14 protein-coding genes and 1 pseudogene are annotated in these 26,156 nt (G+C 47.2%); 12 read left to right on the top strand and 3 right to left on the bottom strand.

Annotated features, from left to right (window positions below):
* Nucleotides 1–49: 49 nt before the first annotated feature.
* From V7728_RS10145 to V7728_RS10135, 3 genes and pseudogenes are all read right to left on the bottom strand, one after another.
* Complete coding sequence (locus V7728_RS10145; protein WP_007410125.1) at nt 50–640, bottom strand: DedA family protein; 591 nt, start codon at nt 638–640, stop codon at nt 50–52.
* 74 nt (nt 641–714) lie between these two features.
* Nucleotides 715–1,605 (bottom strand): UTP--glucose-1-phosphate uridylyltransferase GalU, encoded by an 891-nt coding sequence (galU, locus tag V7728_RS10140; RefSeq protein WP_059367354.1) that lies wholly within the window; start codon nt 1,603–1,605, stop codon nt 715–717.
* A 6-nt stretch (nt 1,606–1,611) separates the two neighbouring features.
* A pseudogene (locus V7728_RS10135) lies at nt 1,612–2,063 on the bottom strand (GtrA family protein).
* A 222-nt stretch (nt 2,064–2,285) separates the two neighbouring features.
* On the opposite strand from V7728_RS10135, the gene V7728_RS10130 reads away from it, so the two are divergent.
* The 12 genes from V7728_RS10130 to bamA all read left to right on the top strand — a co-directional run bounded on the left by V7728_RS10130 (nt 2,286) and on the right by bamA (nt 26,142).
* Nucleotides 2,286–3,056 carry a 6-carboxyhexanoate--CoA ligase gene (locus tag V7728_RS10130; protein ID WP_099566778.1) on the top strand — a complete coding sequence of 257 codons (771 nt, stop codon included), beginning with the start codon at nt 2,286–2,288 and terminating at the stop codon, nt 3,054–3,056.
* Nucleotides 3,053–4,399, top strand: a complete 1,347-nt coding sequence (gene bioA, locus V7728_RS10125) for an adenosylmethionine--8-amino-7-oxononanoate transaminase (RefSeq protein ID WP_099566777.1) — start codon at nt 3,053–3,055, stop codon at nt 4,397–4,399. The genes V7728_RS10130 and bioA overlap by 4 nt, the downstream gene beginning before the upstream one ends.
* Nucleotides 4,389–5,549: an 8-amino-7-oxononanoate synthase gene (gene bioF / locus V7728_RS10120; protein ID WP_099566776.1), complete on the top strand. Its 1,161-nt coding sequence runs from the start codon at nt 4,389–4,391 to the stop codon at nt 5,547–5,549. Before bioA ends, bioF begins: the two co-directional genes overlap by 11 nt.
* Nucleotides 5,546–6,247 carry a dethiobiotin synthase gene (gene bioD / locus V7728_RS10115; RefSeq protein ID WP_059367361.1) on the top strand — a complete coding sequence of 234 codons (702 nt, stop codon included), beginning with the start codon at nt 5,546–5,548 and terminating at the stop codon, nt 6,245–6,247. Before bioF ends, bioD begins: the two co-directional genes overlap by 4 nt.
* A gap of 2 nt (nt 6,248–6,249) precedes the next feature.
* The gene (bioB, locus tag V7728_RS10110; RefSeq protein ID WP_007410132.1) at nt 6,250–7,269 is read left to right on the top strand and encodes a biotin synthase BioB; all 1,020 of its coding nucleotides are present in this window, start codon (nt 6,250–6,252) and stop codon (nt 7,267–7,269) included.
* A gap of 1 nt (nt 7,270) precedes the next feature.
* On the top strand, nt 7,271–8,467 hold the full coding sequence (locus V7728_RS10105; RefSeq protein WP_082998091.1) for a cytochrome P450: 1,197 nt from the start codon (nt 7,271–7,273) through the stop codon (nt 8,465–8,467).
* Nucleotides 8,468–8,771: 304 nt separating this feature from the next.
* Nucleotides 8,772–10,208, top strand: a complete 1,437-nt coding sequence (locus V7728_RS10100; RefSeq protein WP_020954028.1) for a GntP family permease — start codon at nt 8,772–8,774, stop codon at nt 10,206–10,208.
* Nucleotides 10,209–10,232: 24 nt separating this feature from the next.
* Nucleotides 10,233–10,934, top strand: coding sequence for a CoA transferase subunit A (locus V7728_RS10095; RefSeq protein ID WP_007410135.1), 702 nt, complete (start codon nt 10,233–10,235; stop codon nt 10,932–10,934).
* 17 nt (nt 10,935–10,951) lie between these two features.
* Entirely contained in the window at nt 10,952–11,614 is a 663-nt protein-coding gene (locus V7728_RS10090; RefSeq protein WP_014305098.1) for a CoA transferase subunit B, read from the top strand.
* Between the two features lie 12 nt (nt 11,615–11,626).
* Nucleotides 11,627–12,412 (top strand): 3-hydroxybutyrate dehydrogenase, encoded by a 786-nt coding sequence (locus tag V7728_RS10085; RefSeq protein WP_014418050.1) that lies wholly within the window; start codon nt 11,627–11,629, stop codon nt 12,410–12,412.
* A 559-nt stretch (nt 12,413–12,971) separates the two neighbouring features.
* On the top strand, nt 12,972–14,174 hold the full coding sequence (bamD, locus tag V7728_RS10080; protein ID WP_085342048.1) for a bacillomycin D biosynthesis malonyl-CoA transacylase BamD: 1,203 nt from the start codon (nt 12,972–12,974) through the stop codon (nt 14,172–14,174).
* A 19-nt stretch (nt 14,175–14,193) separates the two neighbouring features.
* On the top strand, nt 14,194–26,142 hold the full coding sequence (gene bamA, locus V7728_RS10075; protein WP_099566775.1) for a bacillomycin D hybrid PKS/NRPS BamA: 11,949 nt from the start codon (nt 14,194–14,196) through the stop codon (nt 26,140–26,142).
* Nucleotides 26,143–26,156 lie beyond the last annotated feature (14 nt).

The following is a 26,156-nucleotide window of genomic DNA, read 5'->3' as shown; positions in this document are numbered from 1 at the left end:
AAAAAGACTGCATAGATCCGGCTCGCAGCCGTTCTTATGCAGTCTTTTTTCACAGTCTTGATCTCATTTTCTTCACAACGAAATAAACAACAATAAATACGAGAGCCAATATAATGATCGGAGTTGTATACATTCCGGCATAGCTGTCTACGTCTTTCCACTGTCCCCCGAGCTGATACCCGAGATAAACGAAAATGACAGACCACGGAATAATGGCAAGCGTCGTCAATATGACAAACTTGGAAAGAGGCATTTTCGCAAGGCCGGCCGGGATGGAGATCGCATGTCTGACGACCGGGATAAACCGCGCCGAGAACACAACGCCGGCGCCGTAACGGCGAAACCAGTTTTCCGCAACATCAACATGATGCTTTTTCAGAAGTAAGTACTTGCCGTACTTGTCCAAAAACGGCCGTCCCCCATAACGGGCGATCCAGTAAATAAAGCACTGCGCGATCGTCCCCCCGATCACACCGGCGACAATGGCGCCGATAAAGCTGATCGTGCCTTCTGACACCATATAGCCTCCGTAAGCCAGAACGATTTCACTCGGAATGATTTCGATCATTAATCCGAGCGCAATCCCTAAATAGCCCATACTTGTCAGCCAGGATAATATTTCACTAATAAAATTGCCCACACTGTTCACAACCTCTTTATCTTTTTACCCAATTATATGACTGATTGACAAGCAAAATGGTTACAAATTATTTTTTAACGCACGATTTCTTCAGATTCTCTTTTTAACACCTCTTCTAAATAAGCTAAAAGTTTCGGTCTCATTTCTTCCCGCAGAAGCCCGATCTCCGTGCCGGCCTTAAAACAGCCGAACTTATCTCCTATATCAAACCGGCTTCCTTCAAGCTCCCGCGCGTAAATGCTTCGGGTGCGGCACACTTCGCGCAGCGCGTCTGTCAATTGGATTTCGTTGCCCGCGCCTCTTCCGACCGTCTTCAGCGTTTTAAAAATAGCAGGGGTTAATATGTAGCGGCCCATCACGGCAATATGAGAGGGCGCCTTTTCAACAGCCGGCTTCTCAATCAGATCCTCAACCTCGTACACATGACCGCTCTGCCGCCCCGTCTGTATAATACCATATTTGCTGACATCAGCAGGATCGACGGGCTGTACGCCGATCGTTTCTGTGCCGTGTTGGTTATAGACGTCGATGAGCTGTGAAAGAGCGGGAGTGTCAGATACCATAATATCATCACCTAATAGAACGGCAAAAGGCTCATCTCCGATAAAATGCTTCGCACACAGCACCGCATGTCCTAATCCGAGCGGTTCTTTCTGACGGATGTAATGAATATTGGCCAAATCGGCAATCCGCTGCATTTCCTTCAGCGTCTCCGTCTTGCCTTTTTCCTGCAGATTGAATTCCAATTCCGCCGACCGGTCAAAATGATCTTCAATCGAGCGTTTGTTTCTCCCTGTAATAATCAATATATCTTCAATTCCTGACGCTGCGGCCTCTTCGACAATATATTGGATGGCCGGTTTGTCGACAATCGGCATCATTTCTTTCGGCTGCGCCTTTGTCGCCGGCAGAAATCTCGTTCCTAAACCTGCTGCGGGAATGACCGCTTTTCTCACTTTTCTCATTCATCTTCACTCCTGATCCTGTATGTTTTTCAGCGAATCTCCAAATACCCATATTCGGTTTCCGATAAAATTCATCATCATTCCGCCGATAGTGGCGGCGAACTTACTCACCAATAGCGAACAGCCGCCTTTTTGAAACGCGTAAAGCAGCAAAAAGGTGATTCCCGACGCGGCAAGATTAATCATGAGAAATCGCATGATCTCTTTCCCGTCAGCCTTGCGTTTTACACGAAACGTCCACTTCCGGTTCCATACATAGCTGTTGATGATCCCTGCCGAATAGGAGCAGATCTGCGCCGGAAGATAGGGGACATGACAAGCGGCGAGAAGAAAGAAGACACCAAAATCGATCAGCGTATTACCGACGCCTACAGTGCAAAAACGGCCTGCTGTCTTTACTTTTTCTTTCAGCATAACGGTGACCTCCCCTCATAATAAGATGCGGTTCGCTGTCCTATTTGTTGATATGGATTACTTTAGCGGACAGTGTTGAATAAACAATTACTAAAATATGAACAAAACATGAAAACGTAATGGGGCTTTGCAAAACTCATTAAGTTAACATTTTTGTATTTTAGGTTGACATATTCCGCGAGGGACACTAATATTCTGTATAAGTGTTAACCTTTAATCATTTTAGTTAACATTAATTTTCAAAGTAAGAGAAAGGAGGGGAATATATGCGGGAAGAAACCTATTACAGCGTAAGAATGAGAGCTTCCCGAAACGCCCCCCATGAGCAGGGCGGAAAACACATTTCCGGCGGAGAACGGCTCATCACTTACAGCGGTTTACAGGAAGCAGTAGATGGCTTATTACATAAAGGCTTCTCGCACTCAAGAGGGATACCTGATTTTATGCAGATTCAGCTTGAAAGCATTAATGAACCGATCGAAACGATCCCCCCTTTGCCGGTTGCTTTCCATCAATCAGACACGCCGAAAAAAGGACAAGCAATCGCCCGCAAGCTTCTGCAAAAGGCGGGGATTCCCCCGCACATGATAGAGAAAGCGTACGAAAACATTGCGGAATATGCAGAAGCAAGAGGAGCGGTCCTGTTTGATATCCGGGCAGGAGAACGCATTGACGGCAGAGGAAATAGAGGTGTGCGGGTATCCCGAATGGATTGGCCGTCACATGATTTTCAAAAATGGGCTTTTACTCACAACATGCCGGAACATTCACGAATAAAAGAAGCACATGCCATCGCGGCAAAAGTTTGCGCACATCCGGGGATTATTGCTGAATTGTGCTGGTCGGATGACCCTGATTACATAACAGGCTACGTTGCCGCAAAGAAGCTGGGATATCAGCGGATTGCCAAGATGAAGAATGCCGGAGATGAAAGCGGATGCCGGATTTTCTTTACAGATGGCTCCATAGATACGGAGAGCTGTATCCATTTTTTGGAGAAGCAGCCTGTATTCATTCAGCGGGAGGAGAACATATGAAACAATCAATGATTGAAAAAAGCAAAAAGCATCTTTGGCTGCCTTTCACACAAATGAAAGATTACGATGAAGATCCGTTAATCATTGAAAGCGGAAACGGGATCATGCTGAAAGACATCAGCGGCAAAGAATATTATGACGGCTTTTCTTCAGTATGGCTCAATGTACACGGCCACCGCAAAAAAGAAATGGATGAAGCGATTCAAAAACAGCTTGAAAAAATCGCTCATTCGACCTTACTGGGTATGACGAACGTTCCCGCAACAGAACTTGCCGAGATGCTGACAGACATCACACCGGAAAAGCTGACACGCGTTTTTTACTCCGACAGCGGAGCGGAAGCAATGGAAATCGCTCTGAAAATGGCCTTTCAATACTGGAAAAACATAGGGAGACCCGAGAAACAGACGTTTATTTCTATGCAGAACGGCTATCACGGCGATACGATCGGAGCCGTCAGCGTCGGCTCCATTGAACTCTTCCACCATGTGTACGGCCCGCTGATGTTTGAAAGCTACAAAGCCCCGATTCCGTATGTATACAGATCTGAAAGCGGTGACCCCGTACAGTGCCGGGATGAATGCCTTCTCGCGCTCGAACAGCTGCTTGCAAAGCATCACGAAGAGATTGCCGCACTTACGATCGAATCGATGGTGCAAGGCGCATCCGGGATGATCGTCATGCCTGAAGGCTTTCTGGCAGGCGTACGAAAGCTGTGTACGGCATATGATGTGTTAATGATCGTTGACGAAGTGGCGACGGGGTTCGGCCGCACCGGAAAAATGTTTGCCTGTGAGCATGAAAATGTCCAGCCGGACTTGATGGCGGCAGGGAAAGGCATTACGGGAGGCTATTTGCCGATTGCTGTGACGTTTGCCACAGAAGCCATTTATGAAGCCTTCTACGATGACTACGACAAAATGAAAACATTTTTCCACGGCCATTCCTATACAGGAAATCAGATTGGCTGTGCCGCGGCAATTGAAAATCTGCGTTTATTCGAATCAGAGCGCATCGTTGAACAAGTCGCCGAAAAATCAAAAACGGCAGCGGAATTTCTTCATGATCTGAAGCAGCTCCCTCATGTCGGCGATGTCCGCCAGCTCGGTTTCATGTGCGGCATAGAGCTTGTGCAGGATAAGGGGACAAAACAGCCTTATCCGCCTGAAAAGCGGATGGGATACAAGGTGTCCTTGAAAATGAGAGAGCTTGGTATGCTGACACGGCCGCTCGGAGACGTCATCGCCTTTCTGCCGCCGCTTGCCAGCACAACCGATCAGTTACAAGCCATGATCTCCATTATGAAAGAAGCGATAGCCGAGGTGACCGGCCGTGGATTTTGACGGATGGCTCCTCGGAAGGCTCGATGCGGTGAAAAGAGACGGGCTGTATCGGACGCTGCGAACACAGGGAACCGCTCTCAAAACCAAAGGGCAAAAGCGGCAGACCTGGGCATCCAATGACTATTTACGCCTGTCAAAAGATGAGCGGCTGATCACAGCCGCGCAAACGGCGTTGAGCCGGTTCGGAGCGGGAAGCGGCGGCTCACGGTTAACGACAGGAAATACTGTGTGGCACGAAAAACTTGAACAAACAATCGCGGACTTTAAACAGACGGAAGCGGCTTTATTGTTTTCAAGCGGTTACTTGGCGAATATCGGCGTGCTTGCCTCACTGCCTCAAAAAGGCGATGTCATTTTAAGCGATCAACTGAACCATGCGAGCATTGTTGACGGCTGCCGTTTATCAAAAGCGGAAACCATCGTGTACCGCCATATTGATATGGCTGATCTTGAGAAAAAACTTGCCTCCGTCCAGGCTCGGAACCGCCGCTTCATCGTCACAGACGGCGTCTTCAGCATGGACGGCACCATCGCGCCTCTTGACCGCATAATGGCGCTTGCAAAGCAGTACCAGGCATTTGTGATAGCAGATGACGCGCATGCAACCGGTGTACTCGGGGAAAACGGCGGGGGAACAAGTGACTATTTCGGTGTTTGTCCTGATGTTGTCATCGGCACATTAAGCAAAGCTGTAGGAACGGAAGGCGGTTTTGCCGCGGGATCAAACATTTTCATTGATTTTTTGCTGAATCAGGCGCGGACGTTTATTTTTCAGACGGCCCTCCCGCCGTCAATTTGTGCGGCTTCGCATACGGCATTTGACATCATATCAGATATGCACGATACGCGCCGTGAGCTGCAGTCGTCTGTCAAAATGATAAAAACGCGTCTGGCCGATATGGGCTTTACCGTAAGAGGCGGAGATACACCGATTATCCCCGTTATCATCGGTGATGCAAAAACAGCGGTTTCAGCCGCTGCACTGCTGGAGAAAAAGGGAATCTGCGCCCCGGCCATCCGCCCGCCCGCTGTTCCGGAAGGCGAAAGCAGAATCAGGCTGACCGTTACGGCGGATCGCAGCTTACAGGACATAGACGAGCTGACAGAAGCATTTGATTCCATTAGAAAAGAGCTGAATATAAACAAATGAGAAGTTTTTTTGTTACAGGAACAGATACCGGCGTCGGAAAAACCATCGTTTCTTGCGGACTTGCCGCGGCATTCCGGCAGAAACAGGCGGATATCGGAGTGTTTAAGCCGTTTTTAAGCGGTGTGCCGCGAACTCATCCGGAAAGTGACACCTCGCTGTTGAAAGACATGTCACAAACCGCACTGTCTCATGAAGAAATCACGCCATTTGAATGGAAAGAGCCGCTTGCCCCGTACACGGCCGCCATGCTTGAGGGGAAATCCGTGAGCATGGCGGATGTCATGGCCCACTGGAGTAAGATCAAAAATCGTCATGAGTGTTTCATCGTTGAGGGGGCAGGCGGCATTTCCGTCCCGCTTGGTGAAAATTATTTAGTCAGTGATCTGATAAAAGCCATGGAATTGCCGGCGGTGATTGTGGCCAGGCCTGATCTCGGAACCATCAACCACACATATTTAACCGTTGAATATGCGAAAAACATGGGGATAGAGGTTCTCGGCATTATTATCAACGGCGTAAGGAGCAGGCCGGGGCTGGACGAAAAGACAAACCCGAGCATGATTGAAACATTATGCAAAGTTCCGATTTTGGGAATCACACCGAAGCTGGATCACGTTTCATCGGAAAACATTCAACACATGATTGAGAAACATATAGATGTTTCCTCTTTCATGAATCTGACACAAATGGGGAGATAAACATGAATCAATGGATGGATCTTGCAGAGAGAGTGCTGGACGGGGCGGAAGTAACGAATCAAGAAGCGCTGGCCATTTTAAATTGTCCTGATGAGGATCTTTTATTGCTGATGCATGCCGCTTTTCATATCAGAAAACGATTTTACGGAAAAAAAGTAAAGCTGAATATGATTATGAATGCAAAATCAGGCCTGTGTCCGGAAAATTGCGGGTACTGTTCACAATCTTCAATATCAAAAGCGCCGATTGAGTCTTACCGGATGGTGGATAAGCATATATTGCTTAAAGGGGCAAAACGCGCCCACGACCTGAATATAGGGACATACTGTATCGTCGCCAGCGGCCGGGGACCGTCAAACAGAGAAGTGGATCAAGTTGTTGATGCTGTCAAAGAAATTAAAGAAACGTACGGTTTAAAAATCTGCGCATGCCTCGGTCTGCTGAAGCCGGAACAGGCAGAGCGGCTGAAACAGGCAGGAGTAGACCGGTACAATCATAACATCAATACATCACAAAGAAATCACTCAAACATTACGACCTCCCACACGTATGACGACAGGGTCAATACAGTGGAAACGGCGAAACAATCGGGGATGTCACCTTGTTCTGGTGTCATCGTCGGCATGAAAGAGACGAAACAGGACGTCATTGATATGGCGAACAGCTTAAAAGCGCTTGACGCCGACAGCATCCCGGTTAATTTTCTGCATGCGATTGACGGAACTCCGTTAGAAGGGGTAAGCGAATTACATCCGGTGTATTGCCTGAAAGTGCTCGCCTTGTTCCGTTTTATCAATCCGTCAAAAGAAATCCGTATCTCAGGAGGCCGGGAAGTCAACCTTCGTTCGCTGCAGCCGCTGGGACTTTACGCCGCAAATTCGATTTTCGTCGGAGATTACTTAACGACAGCAGGGCAGCAAGAAACAGAGGATCATCAAATGCTCCATGATTTAGGTTTTGAAGTCGAATCCGTTGAAGAAATGAAAGCCGGCCTGCAATCCGCCTGCAATACGGAGGTATAAGATGACGGCAGACCTATCGATTGCACATCCGTCTCTCCATGCGGATTCGGATTTTTGGAATGACCCTTACCCGTTTTATGACAAACTGCGATCCATTGATCCTGTTTATAAAGGAACCGTATTAAAATATCCGGGCTGGTATGTCACCGGGTACAAAGAAGCGGCAGCGATTCTGAAAGACATTCGGTTTAAAAACCGCATTCCTCTTCCGGAAGCTTCAACGAAATATCAAAATCTATCGCATATCCAGCACGATATGCTGTTATTTAAAAATCAATCAGACCATAAGCGGATGCGGATGCTTATCGGTAAAGAATTTACCGCAAAGACGGCGGAATCACTTCGCCCTTGTATAAAAGAAACGGTTCATGACTTGTTGGATCAAGTCCAAATCAAAAAAACCGCGGACCTTGTTTCAGAGTTTGCCTTTCCATTGGCAAGCCTTATCATTGCGGAGATACTCGGAGTGCCGAAAGAGGAGAGATATCAATTCAGACAATGGACGGCAGACGTCATTCAGGCCATTGATCTTACCCGATCAAGAAAGACGTTAGTCAGAGCAAGCGACACCGCAGGCAGGCTGACGTCATATTTCAGAGATTTGATTCACAAGCGGGAAGCGCACCCTAAACAAGACTTGATCAGCAGGTTTATTATGGAGGAACAGCTTTCAAAAGAGGAAGTGCTCGCGACATGTATCTTACTTGTCATAGCCGGACACGAGACGACGGTAAACCTCATAAGCAACGGTGTGTTTACTTTATTGAAACACCCTGAACAGCTTAGCGCACTGAGAGAAAACCCCTCGCTTATTGAAACTGCAGTTGAGGAATGTCTGCGCTACGACAGCCCCGCGCAGCTGACGGCACGCACCGCCTCAGAAGACTGCGAAATAAATGGGAAGACCATAAAAAAAGGAGAGCAGGTATATATCCTTTTAGGGGCAGCCAATCGCGATCCAAGCATATTCGATCAACCTCACAAAATGGATATCCAAAGAAAGCCGAACCCGCATGTTGCATTCGGAAAGAACGCCCATTTTTGCATAGGCTCCTCATTAGCGCGCATCGAAGCACAAATTGCAATTCTCACACTGTTTGAGCGGATACCTAAGCTTCGGCTGGCTGCACACCGCCTTGAATACCGCAAGCTCATTGGTTTTAGGTCGCTCAAAGAGCTCCCGGTTGTCATTGGCTGAATGACCATGCAGGAGGGCCGGATTTTATCGGTTCCTCTTGCAGGAAATAAATGAAAGAAAAAAGAATACATATTTATAAAGCAAAAATCCTCTCTGATCCATCTCACTATCCCTAAAAAAACTCACTGCTCAGCCAATCAATCTAATACAGCAAGAGTCTCCCTTTCTTTCGCCAAAACGGAACATTCACCATGATGCACATTTTTTCAGCCTCAGAACCTGTGCAAAACCGGCATGTTTTTTGCTTTATTTTCTCGATTTTTTGTAAGCGCTTACTAATATTGAGCAGAAAAGAGGGGGATTTGTGGACATTGTTATTATTTTATTGGCATTAGGCATGCTGATGTTTGCGGCTTACCGGGGCTTTTCAGTCATTTTATTCGCCCCGATTTGTGCGCTGTTTGCTGTGCTCCTGACAGATCCAAGCTTCGTACTTCCTTTCTTCTCGAATATATTTATGGAGAAGATGGTAGGATTTATTAAGCTGTATTTTCCCGTATTTCTTTTAGGGGCCGTTTTTGGCAAGGTTGTTGAAATATCCGGGCTCGCTGAGTCGATTGCAAAAACAATCGTCAGACTTGTGGGAGCAAAAAGAGCCATTCTCGCCATCGTCTTAATGGGTGCGATTTTAACGTACAGCGGCGTCAGTCTCTTCGTAGCGGTGTTTGCCATTTATCCGTTTGCTAAAAACCTATTTATTAAAGCTGATATTCCCAAGCGTCTGATACCCGGTACGATTGCATTGGGCGCCTTTACATTTACAATGGATGCGCTTCCCGGCACACCGCAAATTCAAAATGTCATTCCGACCGCTTTTTTTAAAACAAACATTTATGCCGCTCCCTGGCTCGGACTGATTGGTGCAGCATTTGTGCTTACGGCCGGAATGATTTATTTAGAATCCCGGCGCAAAAAAGCGGCCAATGCCGGAGAAGGCTATGCTGGATTTCAATCTGAAGTTTCCGCTGCAGAGGAATCCTCTAGTCTGGCTAATGAAACACATACGCCTGTTTTACCGCAACCCAGCCCCGCGCGGCAAGTGCTCGCCTTTGTTCCGCTTATCCTTGTGGGAGTCATGAACAAATGCTTCACGATGTGGCTCCCGCATTGGTACCCTGACGGATTTGATTTTGCGCCGCTCGGGCTAGAAGCGTTCGGGAAGATTGACCTTTCCTCCGTCACTGCGATCTGGTCAGTAGAACTCGCACTGTTCATCGGAATCATGACAACGATTTTGTTCGATTGGAAAAAAGTCCTCTTCAATTTGAAAGAGGGACTGAATGAGGGTATCGGGGGCGCCTTGCTGGCGTCGATGAATACAGGAGCCGAATACGGATTTGGCGGGATCATTGCGGCGCTTCCCGGCTTTAAAATGGTCAGCAGTGGCATATCGCAGACGTTTACTGATCCGCTCGTCAACGGAGCGGTGACGACCACTGCGCTTGCCGGGATTACAGGATCGGCATCAGGAGGAATGGGCATCGCTTTAAGCACGATGTCAGCAGCGTATACAGAAGCAATCAATACATTCCACATCCCGCCGGAGGTCATGCACCGGGTGATCTCGATGGCCTCCGGCGGGATGGACACTCTTCCGCATAATGGCGCCGTCATTACGCTGCTCGCGGTCACTGGGTTGACCCACCGCCAATCCTACAGGGATATCTTTGCCATTACCGTCATTAAAACAGCCGCTGTGTTTGTCATCATCGCCATTTACAGTCTGACGGGCCTTGTGTAGCCAAAACAGAAAGGGGAAACGAATATGGGAAAAGGAAAAGTGATGGACTCTTATCAAGATGCTGCTGCACTGATCAAGGACGGAGACACCCTCATCGCAGGAGGCTTCGGCCTGTGCGGCATTCCGGAACAATTAATTCTCGCGATCAGGGACAGCGGCGTAAAAAACTTGACCGTTGTCAGTAATAACTGCGGTGTTGATGATTGGGGGTTAGGCCTCTTGCTTGCAAACCGGCAGATCAAAAAAATGGTCGCATCCTATGTGGGAGAAAACAAAACCTTTGAACGGCAGTTTTTAAGCGGGGAGCTGGAAGTCGAATTGGTGCCCCAAGGAACGCTCGCAGAAAGAATTCGCGCGGGAGGGGCAGGCATTCCGGCGTTTTACACACCTGCGGGCGTCGGAACATCAGTAGCCGAGGGAAAAGAACATAAGACATTTGACGGGCGCACCTATCTTCTGGAGAAAGGGATTACAGGGAACGCCGCCATCGTAAAGGCCTGGAAAGCCGATCCTCTGGGCAACCTGATGTTCAGAAAGACGGCGAGAAATTTCAATCCGCTCGCTGCAATGGCAGGCAAAGTGACGATTGCAGAGGCTGAAGAAATCGTCGATGCCGGAGAGCTTGATCCGGATCAAATTCATACGCCGGGTATTTTTGTGCAGCACGTGCTGCTCGGCGGGATTCATGAAAAACGGATTGAACGCCGCACCGTCCGGCAAGCATGATAAAGGAGGCTGACAGAATGAGAGATAGCAGAAAACGAATGATCAAACGGGCTGTAAAGGAAATTAAGGACGGAATGAATGTGAACTTGGGGATAGGGATGCCGACGCTTGTAGCCAATGAGATACCGAATGATTATAACGTCCTGCTTCAGTCTGAAAACGGCTTGCTCGGGATCGGGCCTTATCCGGCGGAAGGAACGGAGGACCCCGATCTGATCAACGCGGGAAAAGAAACCATCACCGAAGTAAAGGGAGCCTCGTATTTTGACAGTGCCGAATCCTTTGCCATGATTCGCGGCGGCCACATTGATGTAGCGATCCTCGGCGGGATGGAAGTCTCCGAACGGGGAGATTTGGCGAACTGGATGATCCCAGGAAAAATGATCAAAGGAATGGGCGGCGCCATGGACTTGGTCCACGGAGCAAAACGGATTATTGTCATTATGGAGCACGTTAATAAATATGGGGAATCTAAAGTGAGAACGGAATGTACGCTGCCTTTAACCGGCAGGCAGGTGGTCGATCGGCTGATCACAGATTTGGCTGTATTCGATTTTCATGATGGCCGTATGACGCTCACCGAACTGCAGGAAGGTGTAACAATAGAGGAGGTCTTTGAGAAAACAGAAGGTCATTTTACTGTCAGCCAGTCGTTAAAAAACGGGGTCAGACCAAAATGAGGAGGTGCCGTCATGCATTCATTGCTTATTGAAAAAACAGCCGTTGTAACAGGAGCAGCCGGAGGAATCGGGCTTGAAATCGCAAAAGAATTCGCCCGTGAAGGAGCAGCCGTCATCATCTCTGATGTAAACGAACAAGCGGGGAAAGAAGCGGCGGCAAGACTGAAAGATGAAGGCTGTGAAGCAGTCAGCATCACATGCGATGTAACAAATGAAAAGCAAGTGGCCGACATGCTGCAGACGGTCGAGAAACAATTCGGACGTCTCGATATCCTTGTGAATAATGCGGGCATTCAGCATGTCGCGCCCATCGAGGAATTTCCCACCGAACAGTTTGAACGGCTCATTCGTCTCATGCTGACTGCGCCATTTATCGCAATGAAGCATGCATTTCCCATTATGAAAAAACAGCAATTCGGTCGAATCATTAATATGGCGTCTGTCAACGGACTGATCGGTTTTCACGGGAAAGCGGCATATAACAGCGCCAAGCACGGCGTCATCGGTTTAACGAAAGTCGGCGCACTTGAAGGCGCGGCTGACGGCATTACCGTCAATGCGCTTTGTCCGGGATATGTGGACACTCAGCTTGTCCGCAATCAGTTAAAGGACATTTCCGCAACAAGGAATGTACCGTACGAGCGGGTGCTTGAGGACGTCATCTTTCCGCTCGTTCCCCAAAAACGGCTGCTGTCAGTGAAGGAAATCGCTGATTACGCCGTATTTTTGGCCAGCGACAAAGCAAAAGGGGTCACAGGTCAAGCCGTAGTCATGGATGGCGGGTATACCGCTCAATAGTTCTTATGCTTTTTAAAAAAACAGCCGCTCTGAACGGCTGTTTTTTTATGCCTGAAAACCTTGTTCACTCAATAGGCCGATTTACTGCGTCAATCGGTATCCGGGCAGGGTCATTCGCATGTTCTGCGGCGTATTTCGTCCTTGCGGATTTTCCCCATCCAGATCCATCTCTTGCACCACATTTATAATTAAGCGCAATCAGTTTACAATCCTTCACAGATATACAAATGAATTTTTACAATAAACAGAAAATATGTAATTTCTGACACAATAATGCCAATAGCCCTAAAACATATGAAACATGAAGAGCGCGTCCGAAGTGAAGAAGAGCCGGTAACAGGCTCCACGCCGGCTTTCATCATCTCTCTTTAAGACTGATTTTCGGCGAAACCCCCATGTTTTATTTTATGAATAAATATATCTAATTCGTTTGTGAAAACGAACAATAACTCCTCCGAAAGTATTCTATACACATTTGTTATAATCATGCTAGGATGTTAGATAAAGGGATATTTTGTAGGATATTGTATCCCCTGTTCAATATGATCGGAGGAATCTCATGAACAATCTTGCCTTTTTATTTCCTGGACAAGGGTCTCAATTTGTAGGAATGGGCAAACAATTTTGGAATGATTTTGTGCTCGCAAAGAGATTGTTTGAAGAAGCGAGCGATGCGATCTCCTTGGATGTAAAAAAACTGTGTTTTAACGGAGATATGAATGAATTGACAAAGACAATGAACGCGCAGCCCGCTATTTTAACGGTCAGTGTGATTGCTTTTCAAGTGTATATGCAGGAAATAGGGGTGAAGCCCCGCTTCCTGGCAGGCCATAGCTTAGGCGAATATTCAGCGCTTGTCTGTGCCGGCGCCCTTTCTTTTCAGGATGCCGTTACACTTGTAAGGGAGCGGGGAATTCTTATGCAAAATGCGGATCCCCAGCAGCAGGGGACGATGGCCGCCGTGACACAGCTCTCTCTCCAAACGTTGCAGGAAATATGTTCGAAAGTATCGACGGAAGACTTTCCGGCAGGTGTAGCCTGCATGAATTCAGAACAGCAGCATGTGATTTCCGGACACCGGCAAGCTGTGGAACGTGTCATCAAGATGGCGGAGGAAAAGGGTGCGGCATACACTTATTTGAATGTCAGTGCGCCTTTTCACAGTTCGATGATACGATCAGCCTCCGAACAATTCCAGACTGTTTTACACCGGTATTCCTTCCGGGATGCCGCATGGCCGATCATTTCAAATGTCACCGCGCGCCCTTACAGCAGCGGAAATTCGATCAGCGAACATCTCAAGCAGCACATGACGATGCCGGTTAGATGGACAGAATCGATGCATTACTTGCTTTTACATGGAGTCATAGAAGTCATCGAAATGGGTCCGAACAATGTCTTAGCCGGTCTGCTGAGAAAAACAACGAATCACATTGTACCTTATCCCTTAGGACAGACATCTGATGTTCCCCCGCTTTCCAATTCAACGGAAAGAAAGAAACATATTGTCCATTTACGCAAAAAACAACTGAATAAATTGATGATTCAATCCGTCATTGCGCGAAATTACAACAAGGATTCAGCGGCTTATTCCACTATGACGACGCCATTATTTACGCAAATCCAAGAGCTGAAAGAGAGAATGAAAAGGCATGAAGACGTGCTTTCAGAACAAGAACTCGAACATTCGATCCATTTATGCAAATTAATTTGTGAAGCTAAACAGCTTCCGGCTTGGGAAGAATTGCGGATTTTAAAATAAAGCGCCCAGGAGGGGACCTATGTATACCAGTCAATTCCAAACCTTAGTAGATGTCATTCGGGAAAGAAGCAGTATCTCTGATCGCGGGATCCGTTTTATCGAATCCGATAAAAACGAGACGGTTGTCTCTTACCGCCAATTGTTTGAAGAGGCGCAAGGGTATCTTGGCTATTTACAGCATCTCGGCATTAAGCCGAAGCAGGAAATTGTATTTCAAATCCAAGAAAACAAATCATTTGTCGTTGCTTTTTGGGCTTGTATATTAGGAGGAATGATCCCGGTGCCGGTCAGTATCGGAGAAGATGATGACCATAAACTGAAGGTCTGGCGCATTTGGAATATATTAAATCATCCGTTTCTGATTGCCTCTGAAAAAGTATTGGACAAAATAAAGAAATACGCTGCAGAACACGATTTACAGGATTTCCATCATCAATTAAACGAAAAATCTGACATCATTCAAGATCAAACCTACGATTACCCCGCTTCATTTTATGAACCTGATGCGGATGAACTCGCCTTTATCCAATTTTCTTCCGGATCGACAGGAGATCCAAAAGGAGTCATGTTAACGCATCACAACTTAATACATAACACGTGCGCCATTGGGACTGCCCTAGCCGTTCATTCGAAAGACTCTTTCTTATCATGGATGCCTTTAACGCATGATATGGGGCTCATCGCCTGCCACCTTGTTCCCTTCATAACCGGAATCAATCAAAATCTAATGCCTACAGAGTTATTTATTCGCAGACCTATTCTTTGGATGAAAAAAGCTCATGAACATAAAGCCAGTATTCTATCATCTCCTAATTTCGGGTACAACTACTTCCTTAAATTTCTGAAAAATGAACCAGACTGGGATTTATCCCACATCAAGGTCATCGCAAACGGTGCAGAACCGATATTACCGGAGCTGTGTGACGAATTTTTGAAAAGATGCGCAGCATTCAATCTGAAAAGATCCGCCATTTTGAATGTTTACGGTTTAGCGGAAGCTTCGGTTGGCGCAGCGTTCTCTAAAATAGGTAAAGAATTCGTTCCCGTTTATTTGCATCGTGACTATTTAAATCTTGGTGAAAGAGCTGTAAAAGTCAGCAAAGAGGACCAAAATTGCGCTTCATTCGTTGAGGTGGGACAACCTATTGACTATTGTCAGCTTCGGATCTCCGATGAAACAAATGAAAGAGTAGAAGACGGAATCATCGGCCATATCCAGATCAAAGGAGACAATGTGACGCAAGGGTATTATAACAACCCAGAGAGTACGGAAAAAGCGCTGACTTCTGAGGGCTGGGTAAAAACGGGAGACCTCGGATTCATTAGTGAAAGTGGTAACTTAGTCGTAACCGGAAGAGAAAAGGACATTATTTTCGTGAACGGAAAAAATATCTACCCGCACGATATTGAACGGGTCGCGATTGAAATGGAAGAGGTTGACTTAGGAAGGGTTGCCGCCTGCGGTGTATATGATCAAAAGACACAAAGCGGAGAAATCGTGCTCTTTGTTGTTTACAAAAAATCACCTGAAAAATTCGCACCGCTTGTCAAAGAGATAAAAAAGCATTTGTACAAGCGGGGCGGCTGGAGCATAAAAGAAGTCCTTCCGATCCGAAAACTCCCTAAAACAACCAGCGGAAAGGTTAAACGCTACGAACTTGCCAGACAGTATGAGGCAGGGAATTTTTCAACAGAGTCTGCCGCCATCAATGAATGTTTGGAGAGCAGCCCGGAAACATCCGGACAGACACCCATTCATGAGATAGAAACGGAATTGCTGTCTATCTTTTCCGAAGTGCTCGATGGAAAAAAGGTTCACCTCGCTGACAGTTATTTTGATATGGGAGCAAATTCATTACAGTTATCGCAGATTGCCGAGCGCATAGAACAGAAATTCGGACGCGAGCTTGCCGTTTCAGATCTCTTTACGTATCCTTCTATCACTGATTTAGCGGTATATCTGTCTGAAAGCCGGGCTGAAATCAAACAGGACGCGGCAGCGAAACCAAGCCATGTGACACCGAAAGATATCGCCATTATCGGGATGTCGCTCAATGTCCCGGGAGCGTCAACGAAAAGTGATTTTTGGAATCTGCTTGAAAAAGGTGAGCACAGCATTCGAGAATACCCCGAATCCCGGCTGAAAGATGCGGCGGATTATTTAAAGTCCATCCAAAGCGAGTTCAATGAGAGTCAGTTTGTGAAGGGCGGCTATTTAGATGAAATCGACCGCTTTGATTATTCGTTCTTCGGTTTAGCTCCTAAAGCGGCTCAGTTTATGGACCCTAACCAAAGACTGTTTTTGCAGTCTGCATGGCATGCGATTGAAGATGCGGGCTATGCCGGCGGCAGCATGAACGGGAGCCGTGTCGGGGTATATGCGGGGTACTCGAAGGTGGGCTACGATTATGAACGTCTCCTTTCTGCGAATTATCCGGAGGAACTTCATCAATATATCGTGGGCAATCTCCCTTCCGTGCTAGCCAGCCGAATCGCTTATTTCTTAAATTTAAAAGGGCCGGCGGTCACAGTGGATACGGCATGCTCCTCATCGCTTGCCGCCGTTCATATGGCATGTAAATCTTTAATGTCCGGCGATTGTGAAATGGCTCTTGCCGGCGGTATCCGGACATCGCTCTTGCCGATCTGTATCGGACTTGATATGGAATCTTCGGACGGGTACACGAAAACGTTCAGCAAAGATTCAGACGGCACGGGCACAGGTGAAGGCGCGGCCGCAGTCCTGCTAAAACCTTTGCAGGATGCTGTTCGCGACGGAGACCATATTTACGGCGTAATCAAGGGAAGCGCGATGAATCAAGACGGAACAACCGCCGGGATTACAGCACCGAATCCGGCAGCTCAGACTGAGGTCATTGAGACGGCTTGGAAAGACGCGGGCATTGCCCCTGAAACACTGTCTTTCATCGAAGCGCATGGCACCGGAACGAAGCTCGGCGATCCGGTTGAATTTAACGGGCTTTGTAAAGCGTTTGAAAAGTATACGGCAAAAAAACAATTTTGTGCGATTGGTTCTGTTAAATCGAACATCGGTCATTTGTTTGAAGCGGCAGGCATCGTCGGGCTGATCAAATCTGTCCTCATGCTGAATCACAAGAAAAATCCGCCGTTAGCGCACTTTAATGAACCTAATCCGCTCATTCATTTTCACACATCACCATTTTATGTGAATCAGGAAGCTGCAGCGTTCACATCCGGTGATGAGCCGCTGCGAGGCGGAATCAGCTCATTTGGCTTTAGCGGAACGAACGCTCATGTGGTATTGGAAGAATATATTTCTCAAAGTGAGTATGCACCCGAGGATGAACATGGGCCGCACCTATTTGTTTTATCCGCTCATACTGAAAAATCACTCTATGAACTCGCACAGCAGTACCGGCAATATGTATCGGATGACAGCCAAGCTTCATTAAAGTCCATTTGCTATACAGCCACTACGGGCAGGGCTCATTTAGATCATGGCATTGCCATGATTGTATCCGGTAAACAAGAACTATCGGATAAGCTGACCCGCCTGATTCAGGGAGACAGAAACCTTCCCGGTGTATACATCGGTTACAAGAATATGAAGGAAATGCTGCCTGCTCATAAAGAAGAGCTGAATCAACAAGCAGCCGCTCTGATTAAGCAGCGTTTACGTACGCAAGATGAACGGATCACATGGCTGCATCGCGCAGCCGAATTATTTGTGCAAGGAGCCGTTATCGATTGGCGCGCGCTTTATTCCGGTGAAACTGTACAAAAGACGCCATTGCCCCTGTATCCGTTTGAACGGAGCCGATGCTGGGCTGAAGCTGACCAATTGCGCTTAAACGAGGGCGAAAAGAAAGGAGGAGCAGCATTGAATATCAATCAATCGAAAGCGCACATTAAATCCTTCCTGAAAACTGTAATCAGCAATGCTTCAGGGATCAGAGCGGAGGAACTCGATCTGAATGCTCATTTTATCGGGCTCGGAATGGATTCTATCATGCTGTCACAGGTCAAAAAAGCCATCGCGGACGAATTCGGGGTAGATATCCCGATGGATCGTTTTTTTGATACGTTGACCAACCTTCAAAGTGTCATAGATTACTTGGCTGATACCGTTCCATCGTCCTTTGCATCCGCTCCGCCTCAAGAGAATGTACCGGCGCAGGAAATACAGGTCATTTCAGAAGCGCAGTCTGAATCGGATCGCAGAGAAGGTCATCAAGAGCATATGCTCGAAAAAATAATCGCTTCTCAGAATCAATTAATTCAGGATACCTTGCAAGCTCAATTAAATAGCTTTAATTTGTTGAGAAACAGCGGACATCATTCCGATGAGAAAGAATACGCTAAAGCGCAAGAGAAATCAATTCCTTCTGTCAAGCAGGGGCCTCCGACCGTCACTGCAGAAAAGAAAGCGGCTCAAGAAGCGAAACCCTATGTTCCTTTTCAGCCTCAGAACCTGAATGATCAGGGGCACTATACCGCACGGCAAAAACAATACTTAGAAGATTTCATCAAGAAATACGCCGATAAAACGAAAGGTTCCAAACAATATACGGACAACACCCGATTTGCTCATGCAAACAACCGCAATTTGTCCAGCTTCCGTTCGTATTGGAAGGAAATCGTATACCCGATTATCGCCGAACGTTCTGACGGTTCTAAAATGTGGGATATTGACGGAAATGAATATATCGATATCACCATGGGATTCGGGGTTAACCTGTTCGGGCATCATCCTTCCTTTATTACACAGGTTATCGATGATTCAACCCGTTCATCATTGCCTCCGCTCGGCCCGATGTCAGATGTCGCCGGTGAAGTTGCCGACCGGATCCGCACATGTACCGGAGTGGAAAGGGTCGCTTTCTATAATTCCGGAACAGAGGCCGTCATGGTTGCCCTGCGTTTGGCGCGGGCGGCAACAGGAAGAAAGAAAGTTGTGGCGTTCTCGGGATCTTATCACGGCACGTTTGACGGCGTATTAGGGGTAGCCGGCACAAAAGGCGGGGCTGCGTCTGCGAATCCGCTGGCTCCGGGTATACTGCAGAGCTTTATGGATGATTTGATTATTTTACATTACAACAATCCCGATTCGCTGGACGTGATCCGCAGTCTTGGTGATGAATTGGCAGCCGTACTGGTGGAACCGGTACAAAGCCGCAGACCGGATTTGCAGCCGCAGGCATTTTTGAAAGAATTGCGGGCGATCACGCAGCAATCCGGAACAGCTCTGATTATGGATGAAATTATTACCGGATTTCGGATCGGTCTTGGCGGCGCACAGGAATGGTTCAGCATTCAGGCTGATTTAGTGACCTACGGAAAAATCATCGGCGGCGGACAGCCATTAGGGGTAGTTGCCGGAAAAGCTGAGTTCATGAATACGATCGACGGGGGTACCTGGCAGTATGGGGACGATTCCTACCCGCAAGACGAGGCGAAACGCACGTTTGTGGCCGGCACCTTCAATACTCACCCGCTTACCATGAGGATGTCATTAGCCGTCCTTCGCCATTTACAAACCGAAGGAGAGCATCTGTATGAGCAGCTTAATCAAAAAACAGCCTACCTGGTCGATGAGCTGAATCGCTGCTTCGAACAAGCGCAAGTGCCTATCCGCATGGTTCGATTCGGTTCTTTATTCCGGTTTGTCTCATCGCTTGATAATGACTTGTTCTTTTACCATCTCAACTATAAAGGGGTCTATGTGTGGGAGGGACGCAACTGCTTCTTGTCTGCGGCGCATACCGCGGATGATATCGAAAATATTATTCAAGCGGTGAAAGACACGGTGGAGGATCTTCGCCGAGGCGGATTTATTCCGGAAGGCCCGGATTCCCCTGATGGCGGAGGCCGTAAAAAGTCCGGGACGCGCGAGCTTTCACCTGAACAAAAGCAGTTGGTTATGGCATCCTATTACGGGAATGAAGCTTCCGCCGCTTTAAACCAGTCCATTATGCTGAAAGTGAAGGGCGAACTGCAGTATACATCATTAAAACAAGCCGTCCGGCATATCGTTGACCGTCATGAAGCTTTACGTACGGTGATTCATCCCGATGACGAGGTACAGCAAGTGCTGGAACGGATGAATATAGATATACCTGTCATTGATTTTACCGGTCACCCGCATGAACATCGGGAGCCGGAAATCCAAAAATGGCTGACAGAAGATGCCAAGCGGCCGTTTCATTTCCATGAACAAGAGCCTTTGTTTAGAATCCATGTGCTTACATCGGCTCACAATGAACATCTGATTGTGCTCACGTTCCATCATATCATTGCCGATGGATGGTCAATCGCCGTTTTTGTTCAAGAACTGGAGAGCAGCTACGCGGCAATCGTACAAGGAATACCGATTTCACCGAAAGAGGCAGATGTTTCGTTTCGCCAATACTTAGACTGGCAGCAGGCACAGATTGACAGCGGCCATTATGAAGAAGGGGTCCGTTATTGGCGGCGTCATTTTTCTGAACCGATACAGCAGCCAATTCTGCCAAGCACAGCTTCTGTCCGTTATCCGAACGGGTATGAGGGAGACCGGTGTACCGTCAGGCTTGGACGGCCATTGAGCGAGGCTTTAAGGTCATTAAGCATTCAGATGAAAAATAGCGTATTTGTGACGATGCTGGGCGCATTTCATCTTTTTCTGCACCGGCTTACCAAACAGTCAGGCCTTGTGATCGGGATCCCCGCTGCAGGTCAATCGCATATGAAACAGCATGATCTGATTGGAAATTGCGTCAATATGATTCCGGTGAAGAACACGTCTTCTTCAGAAAGCACTTTATCCGGTTATCTTGGCAGTATGAAAGAAAGCGTGAATCTTGCAATGCGGCACCAAGCCGTCCCGATGACACTGGTGGCCAGAGAGCTTCCGCACGATCAAGTGCCGGATATGCGTATTATCTTTAATTTAGACAGGCCTTTTCGAAAACTGCATTTCGGAAAGGCGGAAGCGGAGCCCGTTGCATACCCGGTAAAATGCACCCTGTACGATTTATTTCTGAACATAACAGACGCGCATCAAGAATATGTTCTTGATTTCGACTTTAATACGAACGTCATCAGTCCGGAAATCATGAAAAAGTGGGGAGCGGGTTTTACAAAATTGCTGCAAAAAATGGTTGAGGGAGATTCAATCCCTCTTAACGCCATGATGATGTTTTCCGATGAAGAACAGCATGATTTACAAGCACTTTACGCCGAACACCAGAAGCGGATCTCTTCAATAGGAAGCAATACGGCAAATTTTACTGAAGCCTATGAGGCGCCGGTAAATGAAACGGAACGGCAGCTGGCGCGGATTTGGGAGGAACTTTTCGGCCTTGAACGGGTCGGCAGATCAGATCGCTTCCTGGCTCTGGGGGGAAACTCACTCCAGGCAACGCTTATGCTTTCCAAAGTTCAGAAGACATTTCATCAAAAGGTTTCCATCGGACAATTTTTCAATCACCAGACTGTTAAGGAATTAGCACGTTTCATTCAGAACGAAACGAAAGTCGTGCACCTCCCGATGAAGGCTGCCGAGAAAAAAGCGTATTACCCGACATCGCCGGCACAGCAAAGAGTATATTTCCTGCACCAACTGGAACCGGATCAGCTGGCGCAAAATATGTTCGGCCACATATCAATAACAGGGAAGTACGATGAGCAGGCCCTGATCTCATCTCTTCAACAAGTGATGCAGCGGCACGAAGCGTTTCGCACGTATTTCGACATTATAGATGGCGATATCGTTCAGAAACTTGAAAACGGAGTTGATTTTAACGTTCATGTCCGGACAATGAGCCGGGACGAATTTGATGCTTATTCAGACCGGTTTGTAAAACCGTTCCGCCTGGATCAAGCTCCGTTAGTTCGTGCGGAGCTGATCAAGATTGAAAACGAGCAGGCCGAACTGCTCATCGATATGCATCATATCATTTCGGACGGTTATTCCGTCAACATCCTTACAAATGAATTGCTGGCTTTATATCATCAGAAACCATTACCGGACATTGAATTTGAATATAAAGATTTCGCAGAATGGCAAAACCAACGGCTGAATGACGATGCCATGAAGCGGCAGGAGACATATTGGCTGGAACAATATCAAGACGAAATTCCCATCCTTGACCTGCCGACAGACGGTTCCAAAGCGGCAGAACGGTCTTCTGAGGGACAGCGTGTGACATGCTCCTTACAGCCGGATGTCATCCGTTCGCTTCAAGATTTGGCGCAAAAGGCGGAAACCACTCTCTATACAGTGCTTCTGGCCGCCTATAATGTGCTGCTTCATAAATATACGGGACAAGAAGACATTGTCGTTGGCACGCCTGCATCAGGAAGAAATCATCCGGATATCGAAAAAATCATCGGTATTTTCATACAAACCATCGGAATCCGGACGAAGCCGCACGCCAATAGAACGTTTACGGATTATCTGGAAGAAGTAAAGCGGCAGACGCTTGACGCTTTCGAAAACCAAGACTATCCATTCGACCGGCTTGTGGAGAAATTAAATGTGCAGCGGGAAACAACCGGAAAGTCTCTGTTTAACACGATGTTTGTGTTTCAAAACATTGAATTTCATGAAATCCGGCACAATGAATGTACATTTAAAGTGAAAGAACGAAATCCAGGGGTCTCTTTGTATGATTTGATGCTCACGATCGAAGATGCCGGTCAACAGATAGAGATGCATTTTGATTATAAACCGGGACGATTCACAAAAGACACCATTGAACAGATTACCAGACACTATACCGCCATTTTAAACAGCCTTGCTGAGCAGCCGGAGATGACATTGTCTTCCGTTCCTATGCTGTCTGAAACCGAACGGCATCAACTGCTGACGGAGTGTAATGGCACAAAGACGCCGTATCCGCATAAGGAAACGGTATATCGGTGGTTTGAAATGCAGGCTGAACAGAGTCCCGATCATGAAGCCGTTATTTTTGGCAATGAGCGGTATACGTACAGACAGCTCAATGAACGGGCGAACCGATTGGCGCGGACGTTACGGACAAAAGGCGTACAAGCGGATCAATTCGTTGCCATCATCTGCCCGCATCGGATCGAGCTGATTGTCGGAATTTTGGCTGTTCTGAAAGCCGGCGGCGCATACGTGCCCATTGATCCTGAATATCCGGAAGAACGGATTCAATATATGCTGAGAGATTCAAGAGCGGAGGTTGTGTTGACACAGCGCAGCCTGCTGGATCAATTCCCGTATGATGGTGACGTTGTGCTTTTGGATGAGGAAAACTCATACCATGAGGATCACTCGAATCTTGAACCGGACAGCGATGCGCATGATTTAGCCTACATGATCTATACGTCAGGTTCCACGGGAAATCCAAAAGGTGTATTCATTGAGCATCAGGGGCTGGCTGATTATATTTGGTGGGCGAAAGAGGTTTATGTAAGAGGTGAGAAAACCAACTTCCCATTATACTCTTCCATCTCTTTCGATCTGACTGTGACCTCGATATTTACGCCGCTGGTTACGGGAAATACCATCATTGTCTTTGACGGCGAAGACAAAAGCGCTGTGCTTTCTGAGATTATGCGGGACTCAAGAATAGACATGATCAAATTGACCCCGGCACATCTGCACGTCATCAAGGAGATGAACATCGCTGGCGGCACCGCAATACGGAAAATGATTGTCGGCGGAGAAAATTTAAGCACCCGTCTGGCCAAAAGTGTCAGCGAGCAGTTTAAAGGCCGGCTGGACATTTTCAATGAATACGGACCGACGGAAGCTGTCGTCGGATGTATGATTTATCACTTTGACGCAGAACGGGACAAGCGGGAATTTGTACCGATCGGCACTCCGGCTGCCAACACGGATATTTATGTGGCCGATGCAAGCAGAAACCTGGTTCCGATCGGGGTAATCGGCGAAATATATATCAGCGGACCGGGTGTTGCCAGAGGGTATTGGAACCGCCCGGATTTAACGGAAGAGAAATTTGTTGAAAACCCGTATGTCCCGGGAGCGAAAATGTACAAATCAGGGGATTTGGCTAAGCGATTGAAGGACGGAAATCTTGTATATATTGGGCGCGTTGATGAACAAGTCAAAATCAGGGGACACCGAATCGAGCTTGGTGAAATTGAAGCAGCGATGCATAACGCGGAAGCGGTGCAAAAAGCCGCGGTTACAGTGAAAGAAGAAAAAGACGGCTTAAAACAATTATGCGCGTATTACGTAAGCGACAAGCCTATAGCGGCTGCGCAGCTTAGGGAACAATTGTCATCGGAGCTTCCGGACTACATGGTTCCGTCCTATTTTGTCCATCTGGAGCATATGCCGTTAACATCCAACGGGAAAATAAACCGTAAGGCACTGCCTGCACCAGAAGCGAGTCTGCAACAGACAGCTGAATATGTTCCGCCGGGTAATGAGACGGAGTCCAAACTGACAGATTTATGGAAGGAAGTGCTCGGAATAAGCCATGCGGGGATCAAACATAATTTCTTTGATCTCGGAGGCAATTCCATCCGAGCGGCTGCCTTAGCCGCCAGAATTCACAAAGAGCTGGATGTGAATCTGTCTCTCAAAGACATATTCAAGTTTCCTACCATTGAACAATTGGCTGACAAGGCGTTACACATGGACAAAAATCGATATGTACCGATTCCGGCTGCAAAGGAAATGCCATATTATCCGGTTTCTTCAGCTCAGAGGCGGATGTATTTATTAAGTCACACAGAAGGCGGCGAGCTGACTTACAATATGACGGGTGCCATGAAAGTGGAAGGGACGATCGATCCCGAACGGTTAAACGCCGCTTTCCGAAAATTAATCGCGCGTCATGAAGCATTGCGTACCAGCTTTGATTTATATGAAGGCGAGCCGGCACAGCGTATTCATCAGAACGTCGACTTTACGATAGAACGAATTCAAGCTAGCGAAGAAGAGGCGGAAGACCGTGTGCTTGATTTCATCAAAGCGTTTGACTTAGCCAAACCGCCGCTGATGCGGGCCGGACTGATTGAAATTGAACCTGCGCGGCACGTGCTTGTGGTTGATATGCATCATATCATTTCTGACGGCGTGTCCGTCAATATTCTGATGAAAGATTTAAGCCGAATCTACGAGGGGAACGAACCGGGCCCGCTCTCTATTCAATATAAAGACTTTGCAGTTTGGCAGCAATCGGACCTTCAGAAACGGAACATCAAGAGCCAGGAAGCGTATTGGCTGGATCAGTTTCACGGTGATATTCCTGTACTGGATATACCTGCGGATTATGAGCGACCTGCCATACGCGATTACGAAGGCGAATCATTTGAATTTCTTATACCCGAACACTTGAAACAGCGTTTAAGCCAAATGGAAGAAGACACAGGAGCAACACTGTATATGATTTTATTGGCAGCCTATACGATTCTTTTATCCAAATACAGCGGACAAGAAGATATTATCGTAGGAACGCCATCTGCCGGGCGGACTCATCTGGATGTAGAGCCGGTCGTGGGAATGTTCGTCAATACGTTAGTCATTCGCAATCACCCGGCGAGCCGTAAAACATTTGATGCCTACTTAAACGAAGTAAAAGAAAACATGCTGAACGCCTATAAAAATCAAGACTATCCGTTGGAAGAATTAATTCAGCATCTGCATCTTCCAAAAGATTCAAGCCGCAATCCTTTATTCGATACGATGTTTGTGCTGCAAAATCTTGATCATGCTGAATTGATTTTCGATTCCCTTCAACTCAAGCCGTATCCATTTCATCATTCGGTTGCCAAATTCGATTTGACCTTGTCGATTCAGGCGGACCGCGACAACTATTACGGACTGTTTGAATATTCGAAAAAACTGTTTAAGAAAAGCAGAATCGAGGTTTTATCAAACGACTACTTACACATCCTATCGGCGATTTTGGAACAGCCAAGCATTCTAATCGAACATATCGGATTGAGCGGCAGCAATGAGGAAGAAGAGAACGCGCTTGATTCTATTCAATTGAACTTTTAGGGAAAAGCATTATT

Source organism: Bacillus sp. JHAA (assembly GCF_036961585.1).
In the GTDB taxonomy this organism is placed as follows: Bacteria; Bacillota; Bacilli; order Bacillales; family Bacillaceae; genus Bacillus; species Bacillus velezensis.
This window is presented reverse-complemented; position numbering and strand designations above follow the sequence as displayed.